Source organism: Pandoraea sp. 64-18, assembly GCF_001899225.1.
Classification (GTDB): Bacteria; Pseudomonadota; Gammaproteobacteria; order Burkholderiales; family Burkholderiaceae; genus Pandoraea; species Pandoraea cepalis.
Genome location: NZ_MKVU01000006.1, coordinates 413,035 through 426,191, shown reverse-complemented (window position 1 = coordinate 426,191; position 13,157 = coordinate 413,035). Strand labels below are relative to the sequence as shown.

At 63.6% G+C, this 13,157-nt stretch carries 9 protein-coding genes; 6 read left to right on the top strand and 3 right to left on the bottom strand.

The annotated features are described in order from the left end of the window. Nucleotides 1-13: 13 nt before the first annotated feature. Nucleotides 14-1,510: a succinyl-CoA:acetate CoA-transferase ScpC gene (gene scpC, locus BGP02_RS04640; RefSeq protein WP_017231957.1), complete on the bottom strand. Its 1,497-nt coding sequence runs from the start codon at nt 1,508-1,510 to the stop codon at nt 14-16. A 195-nt stretch (nt 1,511-1,705) separates the two neighbouring features. Between scpC and BGP02_RS04635 the strand changes: the two genes are divergently transcribed. Beyond that, nucleotides 1,706-2,623 carry a LysR family transcriptional regulator gene (locus BGP02_RS04635; protein WP_017231958.1) on the top strand — a complete coding sequence of 306 codons (918 nt, stop codon included), beginning with the start codon at nt 1,706-1,708 and terminating at the stop codon, nt 2,621-2,623. Nucleotides 2,624-2,657: 34 nt separating this feature from the next. Here the strand turns inward: BGP02_RS04635 and BGP02_RS04630 are convergent, their stop codons facing one another. Further along, a complete protein-coding gene (locus BGP02_RS04630; RefSeq protein ID WP_017231959.1) occupies nt 2,658-3,071 on the bottom strand; it encodes a hypothetical protein in 414 nt (137 codons plus the stop codon). A 1,290-nt stretch (nt 3,072-4,361) separates the two neighbouring features. On the opposite strand from BGP02_RS04630, the gene BGP02_RS04625 reads away from it, so the two are divergent. Both BGP02_RS04625 and BGP02_RS04620 read left to right on the top strand, forming a co-directional pair. Next, nucleotides 4,362-5,717, top strand: a complete 1,356-nt coding sequence (locus BGP02_RS04625) for an MFS transporter (RefSeq protein WP_017231961.1) — start codon at nt 4,362-4,364, stop codon at nt 5,715-5,717. A 175-nt stretch (nt 5,718-5,892) separates the two neighbouring features. Next, nucleotides 5,893-7,107 carry a multidrug effflux MFS transporter gene (locus BGP02_RS04620; RefSeq protein ID WP_286797979.1) on the top strand — a complete coding sequence of 405 codons (1,215 nt, stop codon included), beginning with the start codon at nt 5,893-5,895 and terminating at the stop codon, nt 7,105-7,107. A 34-nt stretch (nt 7,108-7,141) separates the two neighbouring features. Here BGP02_RS04620 and BGP02_RS04615 read toward each other — a convergent pair whose 3' ends face one another. Further along, complete coding sequence (locus BGP02_RS04615) at nt 7,142-9,496, bottom strand: cytochrome P450/oxidoreductase (RefSeq protein WP_017231963.1); 2,355 nt, start codon at nt 9,494-9,496, stop codon at nt 7,142-7,144. 230 nt (nt 9,497-9,726) lie between these two features. Here BGP02_RS04615 and BGP02_RS04610 point away from each other — a divergent pair, with 230 nt between their 5' ends. The 3 genes from BGP02_RS04610 to BGP02_RS04600 all read left to right on the top strand — a co-directional run bounded on the left by BGP02_RS04610 (nt 9,727) and on the right by BGP02_RS04600 (nt 12,921). Next, nucleotides 9,727-10,650, top strand: coding sequence for an IclR family transcriptional regulator (locus BGP02_RS04610; protein WP_261938328.1), 924 nt, complete (start codon nt 9,727-9,729; stop codon nt 10,648-10,650). Between the two features lie 150 nt (nt 10,651-10,800). Continuing rightward, nucleotides 10,801-12,405, top strand: coding sequence for an ABC transporter substrate-binding protein (locus BGP02_RS04605; RefSeq protein ID WP_261938329.1), 1,605 nt, complete (start codon nt 10,801-10,803; stop codon nt 12,403-12,405). Nucleotides 12,406-12,795: 390 nt separating this feature from the next. Next, the gene (locus tag BGP02_RS04600) at nt 12,796-12,921 is read left to right on the top strand and encodes a hypothetical protein (protein WP_017231966.1); all 126 of its coding nucleotides are present in this window, start codon (nt 12,796-12,798) and stop codon (nt 12,919-12,921) included. Nucleotides 12,922-13,157: the final 236 nt, after the last annotated feature.

Sequence of the window (13,157 nt, the reverse complement as noted above, 5' to 3'; positions counted from 1 at the left end):
ACCGTCGGCGATGTCATCTGCCCGCCAGCATCGAGCCACGCTCGCGCAAGTTGACGTGCATGTCGAACGCGTGTTCCAGCGCGTGCGGCGTCTGCCCGCCATAGCGCAGGGCGTCGCGATAGTAGTCGCGCAACACTTCTCGGTAGCTCGGGTGCGCGCAATGATCGATCACCAGGTTCACGCGCTCGCGCGGGGCGAGCGTGCGCAGATCGGCCAGGCCTTGCTCCGTCACGAGGATGTCCACGTCGTGCTCGTTGTGGTCGACGTGCGGCACCATCGGCACGATGCTCGAGATCTTTCCGTCCTTTGCAATCGACTTGGTGGCGAAGATCGCCATGCGGGCGTTGCGAGCGAAGTCGCCCGAGCCGCCGATGCCGTTCATCATGTGCGTGCCACCGACGTGCGTGGAATTCACGTTGCCGTAAATGTCCGCTTCGAGCGCGGTGTTGAGTGCGATCAACCCCAGCCGTCGAATGACTTCAGGATGGTTGCTGACCTCCTGCGGACGCAGCACGAGCTTGTCGCGATAGCGCTCGAGATGCTTGAAAACACGATCCTGCACGGCTTGCGACACCGTGATCGACGACCCCGACGCGAACACCATCTTGCCCGCATCCATGAGTTCGAACGTCGAGTCCTGCAGCACCTCGGAGTACATCGTGAGGTTCTCGAACGGCGAGTCGATGAAGCCCGTGAGCACCGCATTGGCAATGGTGCCGATGCCCGACTGAATCGCAGGCAGCGTGCGCGGCAGGCGACCGCGCGAGACTTCGTGCTGGAAAAATTCGATGAGGTGGCCGGCGATGTTCTGCGTGTCCGCATCGGGCGGCAGCGCGTTGGAGGCGCTGTCCGGCGTGTCGGTGATAACGATGGCGGCGATCTTCTCCGGCGCAATCTTCACCACGTTCGTGCCGACGCGATCGCGCACGTCGACGATGGGCAACGGCGCGCGATGCGGACGCTGACCCGGAATCCAGATGTCGTGCATGCCTTCGAAGGCGAGCGGCTGCGCGAGGTTGATCTCGACAATCACCTTGTCCGCGAGGATCGCAAAGCTCGCCGAATTGCCGACCGACGAACTCGGCACGAGCCCGCCGTCTTCCGTGATGGCGACCGCCTCGATCACGGCCACGTCGAGCGCGCCGAACTGTCCGGTGCGCAGGAATTCGACAGTCTCCGACAAATGCTGATCGACGAACATCACGTCGCCGCGATTGATCGCGCCGCGCAGCGTCGTGTCGACCTGGAACGGCAGACGCTTCGCCAGCACGCCCGCTTCGGTCAGCGTCTTGTCGGAATCGTGTCCGAGCGACGCCCCCGTGATCAGCGTGATCTTCATCGGGTGGGCCTTGGCCCGCTTGGCCAGCGCGATGGGCATGTCCTTGGCGTCGCCGGCGCGGGTGAACCCGCTCATGCCGACCACCATGCCGTCTCGCACCAACATTGCCGCTTCGTCGGCACTCATCACCCGGTCGCGCAGCGACGCCAGGCGGATGCGGTCTTCAAACATCTTCAGGCTCCTCGTCTCTCTTATTCGAATCCCTTGATCTTTCGGCGTGGCAGCTAAGGGCAAGCCTGTCCGCGCCTGATTCGCAGTGTATTGACCCATCGGTCACATTTCCAATATATTCAAGACGCTATTTGGATACCTTTTATGTATGAATGACGGGAACCCCAATGGGGCCGGGCAGACAGAGGAGCGGTCATGGAATTGCGACATTTGCAATATTTCATTGCGGTCGCCGAAGAACGCCACTTCACGCGGGCGGCGGCGCGTGTCGGCATTCAGCAACCGCCGTTGAGCTTGCAGATTCGGCAACTCGAGGCCGAATTGGGCGGGCCGTTGTTCGTGCGTCTGCCGCGCGATGTCGTCCTCACGGAGCTGGGGGAGGCGTTCCTTCCGGAAGCGCGGCAGGTGCTGGAGCGAGTAGAGCGCGTCAAGCGCCGGATGCAGCAGATCTCACGCGGCGAGGCGGGGCAGATCCGTATCGGGTTTGCGGGCGCGACCTACTTCGAGCCCCGCATTCCGGCGTGGATCCGTGACTTCCGCGCACGCTATCCGGACGTGCAACTGCATCCGCAACAGAGCAACACGGCCAGTCTGCTCACGGCGCTGGTCGACGAAGCGGTCGACGTGGCGTTTGTGCGCACGCCGTTCGAGGTGCCGCCCGGAATCGTCATGGTGCCGGTCGTCGACGAGCCGATGGTGCTGGTGTTGCCGCTCGGCCACGCGATGTGCGCGCGCAAGCGCGTGCCGCTGGCCGCGCTCGCCCGCGACGAGTTCATCCTGCTGCCGCGCGAGATCAGTCCCGCGCTGTATGACCGCACGATTGCGGCCTGCGAGTCGGCTGGATTTCACCCGAAGCTCGGGCAGGAGGCGCCGCAGATCACGTCGATCGTGCCCATGGTCGCGGCGGGGTTCGGGGTGTCGCTCGTGCCCGCGTCGGTCAGTCAGATCCGCACGCCCGGCATGGGGTTCTGGCCGATCGAGGGTGACGTGCCGCTCGCACCGATCAGCCTCGCTTATCGCGCCGAACACGCCTCGGCGGCGATCGATCGATTCATTGCAATGTCGCCGCAGGCCTCACCTGACACTGGCGACAGCGTAACGTCGCCCGTCTGATCGCCTCGGTGCTGTTCGGGCACGGCTTGTCGCGTTACGCCGACGACTCGCCATCGTTGGCGGCAGGGCGTGGCGTCGCGGGGAGGGGGTGGCCTGCGTCCGCGCGCCGGAGGGCCGGCGCATCGCCGTACACGTCGTAGCCGCGCTGGCGAGGGCTGGGCACGGCGTCGTCGCGCGTGGGCAGCCAGCCATTGGCGCGCAGCTTGCCGATGAGCAGCGGATGAATCATCAGCGAGTAGAGCAGGCAAGTGGCGGGCAGCGAAAACGCTAACGCCGATTCCTTCCAGATCAACGCGGGTCCGATGGCGAGGAGGGTCCAGGCGAGCGCATGCCACGTGAATCCGTAGGCCATGAGGTAAAGCGGACCGAGGAAGAAGGCCGCGACACACGACAGACGCGTGATCTCGACGACATCTCCGTTCGCCGGATTGCGAAATTTGAGCGTCATGGCGAGGTCGTGGGAGGGAGGACGGGGAGCCTAACGTTACCGTAGCGCCGACCCCATTTCGTCCCCCCCTGTTTTGCGGTATCGGCTTGCCGGATTGTCGAGTATCTGCGGGCGATGTTGGCCGATGCGTTCCCTTCCGAGGACACGGCGAGCGAGCGTGGCAGTCTCGCTTCGAGAACGACGTCGCGATGTCGACGGCGGACAAACTATTTACGCCGGATCCGGACAATTACCGAGAATAGCGACAGTGATTCGGGGCTAGAGTGGAGTTGCCGTGGCTCAGATGTGCCCCCGACCTCCACGGACTATCCGGCTCGCCGATCAGGCGGGCCGCTTTTTTTTCGACCGTTTGTCGAGATTCCTTAACATGCTAGGATTTCCTGAAAAACAGCATCGGTCGGCAGCGTGATCGCTGCCGCTGGATTGAAGGGGACTTGTGATGCAATCTTTTCGGTTTTCCTGGCACTACGTCAGCCACACGCCGCCGGGGCGCCCGTTCGACTTGGAGGGGGCGGTTACGCCGCGTACCGACGAACGTTTTGATGGTGCCGTCGATGCCTATTGTGAGGGGCACTACATCGGACGTTGCGAATTTTCGAGCATCGATGCCCATGATGCGTCCGAGGCCGCGGCAATGGTCCGAAAACGGATCGAGCGCCGCATCGAAGATCGCGTCGCGCACGAGAGTCAGACATCCCACTGAATGCCACTAAGGGCAGGATCGGCGAGCAAAAAAAACGGCCAGCAAGTTGCTGGCCGTGAAATCCACCAGGAGGAGGTGGAGGAGACAGGTGTAACTATATCAGGGAAATCCCTAGACGGGTTAACCTTCGTAAGAAAATTTGTAGAAAAACGCCAACTGCGACAATTCGTCGCTTTTCGTCGCATCCATCGCCCAATTCCCCCGCCTGTATAGCCCACTGGCATTTTGCCAGGGCGGCTCCCATCGTTCCGATGGAGAAAAACCACAAAGCTGAACGCCGTGTCCGTGAGCCGAGGTTCCACCGATCTCGCTCGGATTCCCGCACCCGTCGCGTTTGCATGTCCTGAAAATCTCAGTGTTAACACTAAGCATTGATTTACGTTTGGCGATATAAACTTCCGCAAAGCGTAATTTCATGCGCGACGGAATTGGGTGGATTCGCCGTTCGATCCGGCGCATGACATGCCTTGTTTGCTGGATTCGGGCAACGAGGCGCCTGGGACGAGGCCGCGACGGGAATATGCCGTCGCCAGCCCCTCGACCGGGAACGCAATGCCACGAAGTTGCGAAAAACGTTGGGAGACAAAATGAAAGCAGCAGAAGTGAATGTGGGCGCACTGATCGACGAGAGCCGTCTGGGCGCTTATCAGTGGTGGGTGATTGCATTGTGCGCGATGTGCCTGGTGGTCGATGGCTTCGATGTCCAGTCGATGGGGTATGTCGCGCCGGTGGTGATTCGGGAATGGGGCATTGCCAAGGAAACACTCTCGCCGGTATTCGGCGCGGGGCTGTTCGGCATGCTGGTCGGCTCGCTGACCTTTTCGGCGCTGGCCGACAAGCTGGGCCGTCGCCCGGTGCTCATTGGCGCGACCCTGTGCTTTTCGGCGTGCATGATCGTCACCGGTTTCGCCAACACGATTACGGAACTGGTCGTCTGGCGCTTTGCGGCCGGGCTGGGCCTGGGGTGCATCATGCCGAACGCGATGGCGCTTGCCGGCGAGTACAGCCCGCGCCGCATTCGCGTGTCGCTCATGATGATCGTGTCGTGCGGTTTCACGCTGGGCGGTGTGCTTGGCGGCCTCATCACGGCGGCGATCATTCCGAGCCTGGGCTGGCGCGCGGTGTTCTACATCGGTGGCGCCATTCCGTTGGTGCTCGGTGTGCTGATGTGGATCTCGCTGCCCGAGTCGATCCAGTTCCTGATGTTCGGCAAACGCGACAACGCACACATTCGCAAGCAACTGCTGCGCGTGGCACCCGGTGCCAACGTGCCGGTCGACGCCCGCTTCGTACTCGATGAGCAAAAGGCGAAAGGCGTGCCGTTCGTCGAGCTGTTCAAAGATGGCCGCGCACGGGTGACGCTGCTGCTCTGGGTCGTGAACTTCGCGAACTTGCTCGACATGTACTTCCTGTCGAACTGGTTGCCGACGGTGATTCGCGATGCGGGCTATTCGACACAGGTCGCCGTGATGGCGGGCACCGCGCTGTGGGCAGGCGGGGTGATCGGCACGCTACTGCTCGGCCGCGTGATCGATCGCGTCGGCTTCACGAGCGTGCTGGCCGTGACGTTCCTCATTGCGATGGCGGCGACGGCGGCGATCGGCAATCCGATGGTCATGGTGTCGATGGTCGCGGTGTTCATCGCCATATTCTTCGCGGGCTTCTCGATCATCGGCGGGCAACCGGCGCTCAACGCACTCGCCGCGACGTATTACCCCACCTCGTTGCGTTCCACCGGCATTGGCTGGAGCCTCGGTATCGGCCGCATCGGTTCAGTGCTCGGTCCGGTGCTGGGCGGCGCGCTGATGCATTGGCAATGGTCGTCGTCATCGCTGTTCCTGGCGGCGGCGGTGCCCGCGTGCGTTTCGTTGATCGGCGTGCTGGCGATTGCCCGCACGCAGCGCAGCGACGGCGGCAACCTGCAGGCGGCAACGGCCGGATGAGGTGGCGATGTCAAAAGATGCCGGACCCGAACGCTGCGCCATAAGCATTGGTTAGGGATCCGATAACCATCGAGTATGAAAGTGCGACGCCCGCCAGCGTTATCATGGCGGGCGTCGTTTTTTTGCGGCGTCTCCCGCGGCGCGACAGCCATTGCGCCGACTCATCAGAACGATCATGACATCGACGTCCGAACTCTCTCCTGCGTTGCCTTCCGAGCGTGTGTTGCTGGGCATTCTCGGCCTGTTCATGATGATCGCGCCCGCCTCCACGGACATGTATCTGCCGGGACTCGTGACGTTGCGCCACGAACTGGGTGCGAGTGTCGCGACCACGCAGCTCACGCTCTCCTACTTCTTCCTGGGGTTCGCCTTCGGGCAGCTCCTGTGGGGGCCGCTCGCGGACCGATTTGGGCGTCGTCGGCCGATGGCGGCGGGGATCGCGCTGTACATCTTCGGCAGCATCGGCTGTGCGTTTGCCGACACCATCGATCACATGATGGTGTGGCGCTTCGTGCAGGCGCTCGGTGGATGCGCCATGCCCGTGATTGCGCAAGCCATCGTGCGTGACGTCTACGGGCCGCGCCACAGTGCGCGCGCCTTTTCGATCATGCTGCTGGTGATGAGCGTTGCGCCGATCGTGGCGCCGCTCGTTGGCGGACAGATGCTGCGCGTCACGACGTGGCGCGCGATCTTCGGCATTCTCGCGGTGTTCGGCGCGGTGGCGATGCTGGCCTTGTGGCGTTTGCCGGAGACCGGGGCGGTGCATGCGCGTCAGTCGGGTGGACCGCGTGCCGTCCTGATGTCCTATTGGCATCTGTTGCGCGACCCGCATTTCGTCGGCTACATGCTGGCGGGCGGCGCGGTCTTTGGCGCGTCGTTCACCTACATTACGGGCACGCCGCTGGTGTACATGGAGTACTTCCATGTGTCGCCGCAGTTTTTCGGGGTGCTCTTCGGCATCAATATCGTCGGCATGGCCGCGATGACCATGTTCAACTCGCGCCGTGTGGGGCAGTTGGGTGCAGATCGCCTGATGCGTGCCGGCATTGTGGGCTGTGCGATCGTCACGACCGTGTTGTGCGCGAGCGCGTGGCTGGGGGGCGCGCGGCTGCCGTTGATGGTGGCACTACTGTTTCTGTTCATGTCGCTGCGCGGCATCATCACGGCGAATTCGGTGGCGGGGGCGCTCGCCAATCACCCGACCCGCGCCGGCGCGGCGGCGGCGCTCGTGGGCAGTGTGCAGTATGGTTTCGGCTTCGCGGCGGGCGGGCTGCTCGGCGTGCTCAACGACGGCTCGCCGCGTCCGCTCGCAACGCTCATGTGCGGTTTTGCATGGCTCGCGCTCGTCGCGCTGTTGGCGATGCTACGCAAGCCGCGGCACGCCCACTGAACCCATTGGGCGCGCCGGGCGCCGACGCGGCGACCTATAACGCCAGCACCAGCGATTTGCCGCAGGCGCGCGAGCAGCACGACATCATCTTCGTGTTCGCGTCGCGCTCGGCGCGTGTAAGCACCACATCGCGGTGATCCACGTCACCCTCCAGCACCTGCACCTCGCAGGAACCGCACAGTCCTTCCTCGCAGTCGCTCTGGACGTCGATGTTCGCCGCACGCAGCGCCGTGAGCAGCGTCTGATCGGCCGGCACCGTCACCGTAATGCCGGAATCCTTGAGCGTGACGTCGAACGCATGCTCCTTTGCGGGATCGAGCGTGCTCAGTTGCGACTGGAAGTGTTCGACGCGCAGCGTGTCGTCAGGCCAGGGCGCACAGCACTGTGCGAGGGCGTCGAGCATTCGCAGCGGGCCGCAGGCATAGACTTGCGTGCCGTCTTGCGGCGTGGCGAGCAGGCTGGCGTAGTCGGCGCGCTGGCCCTCGTCTTTCACCCACAAATGCAGGCGCTCGCCATGCAGCGCGTGGAGTTCGTCGATCAGCGCCATCGTGCGGCGGCTGCGGCCGCTGTAATGGATCACGTAGTCGATGCCCAGTGCTTTCGCGCGCCGCGCCATAGCGGCAATCGGCGTGACGCCGATGCCGCCCGCAACAAAGATGGCACGACGCGTCGTTTCATCGAGCCGGAAGTGATTGCGCGGACCGCGAATGCGCAGGCGGTCACCGACTTTCACTTGCGTATGAACCCAGTGCGAACCGCCACGGCCTTGCGGTTCGTGCAGGACGGCGATTTCCAGCGCGCCGGTGTCGGCCGGATCGCCGCACAGCGAATACTGACGCGACAGCCCCGTGTCGCCGCATTCGATGTCGATGTGCGAGCCCGGGGCCCAGCGCGGCATCGCGCGGCCGTCCGGGGCGACCAGGCGTAGCTTCACGATGCCGTCGGCCACCGGCAGCACGGACTCGACCACGACCGGACGCGTCACGCTGTGTCCCGAGGGTTCGCCAATGCGCACGGGCGAATGACGCGTGAGCACGGTGGGGTCGCGGCGCTCGGGGTTCTGCGCCGGATCCCACTCGACCCACACATGCTCCGGGCCGCGGAACGAGGTGTTCGGCACATACGTGAAGGTCTGCTTTGCCAGCGTCATGTGCGGCAGCCGGCGCGTGAATTCTTCGAGGAAGATCTGCATTTCCATGCGGGCGAGGTTCTTGCCCATGCATTGATGCGAGCCGTAGCCGAACGTCAACTGATCGCTCGCGTTTTCGCGGCGAATGTCGAACAGGTCGGCGTCGGCGAAGTGCGCTTCATCATGGTTTGCGGACGAGGTCACGATCAGCAGCTTCGCACCCGCGGCGATGTCGATGCCGCCAATGTTGACGTCCCGAGTGACCAGCCGGCGCCATGCGGCGACCGAGCCGTTATGACGCAGACACTCTTCGACGGCGTTCGGAATCAGCGATGGGTCGTCGCAGATCTCGCGCCAGACGTCCGGATGCTGGAGCAGCAGCTTCATGGCGTTCGCGGTGGCGTTGGCCGTCGTCTCGTGCGCGGCCACGATGCCCGCCATCATCATCGAATGCAGGTACGAATCGGTGACGACGTCGGGATAATCCTTTTGCTTGCGAATGCCGTACTGCATCCAGCCCGACCCCTCGGGGTGCTGGCGCATCTTGTCGAGAATCTTGCCCGCCAGTTGCCAGAAATTGCCTACGGCGTGGGCCACGGCCACCTGCTCTTCGGGCTTGGGGCGTCCCCATGTGTTGACCGTGTGCGCGATGGAATACTCGCGCAGCTTGTCCATGTCTTCCTCCGGCACGCCGAGGAAGTGCAGCGCTACCGTGAGCGGCACTTCCCACAGCATCTGGTCGACGAGATCGGCGCGGCCGTCGTTGATGAAGCGATCCACATAGTCGCGTGCGAGTTGGCGCACCAGCGGCTCGTGATGCTTGAGATGCTCGGGCGTGAACGGCTCCATCAACACGCGACGACGCGGCATGTGGGCGGGTTCGTCTTCGTTCACCAGCGTGCGGTTGAGCGCGAAGCCGTAGGAGGCGAGCACGGCATTCGCCTCCGGTCCGGTCGGCGTGATCTTTTCCAGCGCAATCGACGGGCTGAACGTGAGGTTGTCGCGGAAGATCGCCTTGATGTCGTCGTAGCGCGTGACAACCCAGTAGCCGAGCTTCGGGCTGTAGAACACCGGCTCTTGCTCGCGCGCCCAGCGCACGTACTCGGGCGGGTCTTGCTGGTAGCCGTCTTCGAACGGGTCGAAGTCCGCGGCACGGGCGCTCACAGGGCATCCGTTGGGGGCCGTGGCGGCAGGCGTCTGATGAAAGGGGCAGCCGCCGGCGGCGGCCGTGTCGGGGGTGGGGGCAATCGGTTGGCTCATCCGTTCACGCTCTCTGGGTCCGGTGTGACGAGCGCCGCGTTGGGCTCGCGACGACACGCGCAATATGGAACAAGTGTAGAGGAGCGATCACGCGATCGGGCGGTGCGCCTCTCCTCCCTGGAATTTATTAAGCGTAAATATAATACGCATTGCGTAATTTGGTGGACTGGGGTTAACCTCTAGCCTTGCCGATGCCGGACAATATCGCTTTGCATCATAAAATCTCGGCGATGACGACAAGCAAACGACCCACCGCAGACCTCCCGCGCAGCGCCGATACGCCTGTACGCGCGACGACCGGCCTCACGCCATCGCGCACCGATGCCCCTCATGACGACGATGTTACCGACGCACCGCGCGAGCGCGGGCGCCGTCAACGCGTGCAATCGGCCGAGACCGGCATGGTCGTGCTCAAGGGGCTGGCCCGGCTGGGCGGTCGCGCGAGCCTGACCGCGCTCGCCCAGCATGTACAGCAAAGTCCGGCCAAAGTGCATCGGTATCTAATGAGTCTCGTGGAGGAGGGCCTCGTCGCGCAGGACACCGACTCGCAGCACTACCATCTCGGACTCGAAGCGATGCTCATCGGCGTGGCGGCCATGCGGCAGGCCGACCCGGTGCGTGCGGCCGAACCGGCGCTCGTGCGCTTGCGCGAAGCCTTCGATGTCACCTGCTTCATCGCCGTCATGGGCAACAAGGGACCGACCATCGTGCGTTTCGAGGAGCCGGGCCTGCCCGTGACGATCAACGTGCGCATCGGGTCGGTAATGTCGATGCTCTGGTCGGCCGCCGGCCGTGTTTTTCTCGGATGCCTGGACGATCCGCAAGTGATGGCGATGGCCGAAGCCGAGTTGGCCCATGCCTCGCCGGAGCAACGCGCACAGCTCGATGCGTCCGATCCCATCGGCGCGCTGCGTGCCGAGGTGCGCGCCGCGCAGGGGGCAAGCGTTCGCGACACCAACCTGACGGGGATCAGCGCGCTGGCCGCGCCGGTCTTCAACTACGACGGCCGCTTGGTCGGCGTCGTCACCGCGCTGGGTGCCACGGGCGGGTTCGACGCGCGCATGGACGGCCCGATTGGCGAGGCGGTGCGCCGCGAAGCCTTGTCCGCAAGCCATGCGCTGGGCTATCGTCCGACGCTGCCGTCCGGCGCCTGATGGGGCGGCGTTTCGCAGAACTGACGATCGGTTTCAGGATTCGGGACAGCGAGTGTCGGCGCGGGCCCCAACGCAAGGGCGATTGGCCTGAATCTGCGCTATTCTGACCCGCTGTTTTTCACCGTCATCGACTTCCTGGAGGAGACACCCATGCGTCGTCGCTCGCGCCGTATTTTCGCTGCCGCTCTGACGGCCCTGTCGCTGCCGATGGTGCCGCTCGCCGTGCATGCCAAGGCGCTCACCGTATGCACCGAAGCCAGCCCCGAAGGCTTCGACGTCGTGCGCTACAACTCGCTGACGACGACCAATGCGTCGGCCGACCCGGTGTTCAATCGCCTGGTCGAGTTCGATGCGGCGCAACGCAAGGTCGTGCCCAGCCTGGCGACCCAGTGGAGCGTCAGCCCCGACGGCCTGACCTACACGTTCACGCTGCGCCCGAACGTGAGCTTCCACAGCAACAGCCTGTTCAAGCCGACGCGCGCGTTCAATGCCAACGACGTCGTCTTCACGTTCGAGCGCATGCTCGACGACAAGGCGCCGTGGCACAAGCTCACGCCGTCGGGCTTCCCGCATGCGCAATCGCTCTCGCTGGGCAAGCTGATCAAATCGGTGCAGAAGGTCGACGACCACACCGTTCGCTTCACGCTGTCCGAGCCGGATGCCGTGTTCCTGTCGATGCTCTCGATGGGCTTCGCGTCGATTTATTCGGCCGAGTACGCCGACAAGCTCATCGCGATCAACAAGCCGGGCGAGATGAACGCGCGGCCCATCGGCACGGGCCCGTTTGTCTTCCGTAGCTATCAGAAGGACAGCGTCGTGCGGTACGACGCCAACAAATCGTACTTCGGCGGCGCGCCGGCCTCGGATCGTCTCATCTACACGATTGTGCCGGACGCAGCCGTGCGCGCGCAGAAGGTGAAGGTGGGCGAGTGCCAGATCGCGCTCTCGCCCAAACCGGTCGACGTGCAGGCAGCGCGCAGCGACAAGGCGCTCCGGGTGGTCGAGACACCGGCATTCATGACGGCGTTCGTCGCGATCAACACCCAGCACAAGCCGCTCGACGATAAGCGAGTCCGTCAGGCGCTGAACATGGCGTTCGACCGCGCGAACTACGTCAAGCAGGTGTTCGAAGGGGCCGCAACGCCAGCCACCAACGTGTATCCGCCCAATACGTGGAGCTTCGCGAGGAATGTGGTCGCGTATCCGCTGGACATCGCCAAAGCGAAGCAGCTGCTCGCCGACGCGGGCTTCCCGCAAGGGTTCGAGACGACGATCTGGACGCGCCCGACGGGCAGTCTGTTGAACCCGAACCCACGTCTGAGCGCCGAGATGCTGCAAAGCGATCTCGCCAGGATTGGTGTTCGGGCGCGGATCAAGACCGTGGAGTGGGGCGAGCTGATTCGTCGCGGCAAGGCGGGAGAACATGATTTGCTCTTCATGGGCTGGTCGGGCGACAACGGCGACCCCGATAACTTTCTGACGCCGCAGTTCAGTTGCGCGGCCGTGCAATCAGGCACCAATTTCGCGCGCTTTTGCGACAAAGACCTTGACCAGTTGATCAGCGAAGGCAAACGCTCTCATGATCTCGCCGCGCGAACCGTGAAGTATCAGGTCGCGCAGCGCATGATCAAGGACGATGCGCTCTGGATTCCATTGGCGCACCCGATTGCAGCGGTCATCACGCGCGCGGACGTGACCGGATACGAGGTGAGTCCGTTCGGCCGACAGGACTTCTCCGCCGTGCAAGTCAAGTAAGCCCCACGCCGATGGTTCGACCATGCCCGCCGTCGGGGCATGGTCGAGCCGTTGGGTCCTTAAGGGCATTGTCGCGGCATCCCCCCCTCTGGCGAGCGCTCTGCTTCGCCAAACTGCACATCTGAAACCTTTCTGAATTCCACCATTTCGCGTTGAACGGCTACCGGGCGTTCGGTGACGCGAGCCGCTCATCATGCGCGCCTCATGCACCGCTCAACCTTGCCTCATGAACCGGTCGTCCGTGCGGTGGATTGCCACAATGATGGGGCGTGTTGTAGGCGTTTCAGGAACGATACGTTTTCGGCGCACCGCTTCACGATGTCTCGCAAATTAAGGTATTAATTTGTTTTAAATCAATAGTTTACAGTGATTGGCACGGAAATCGCGTATATGAATCGCGTATGGCGAAGCGCCAACCCGAACTTCCAGCAGGCTGTTGGCGAGGTACTCCTGTGCTCGCGTGCATGGGACGGCCAGCTATTGCCCGCGATTTTCGCTGACGTGCTCGCGCCGTAACGCAGCCTATGTTGGCCGAGGGGTGCGTGTGTCGAAGTGAGTGTGCGCGGGGAGGGAACCATGAACGGGTTCAAGGCGACTTTGGTGACGGCAGCCGCAGCGGTTGTGCTGTGCGGCATTTCGATCAACGCATTACATGCGGCGGGAGGCGGTGGGCACGGTGGTGGCGGTGGCATGGGCTTTGGTGGCGGCAGTAGCGGCGGGCTGGGTGCCTTTGGTGGCCCCGGAGGATTTGG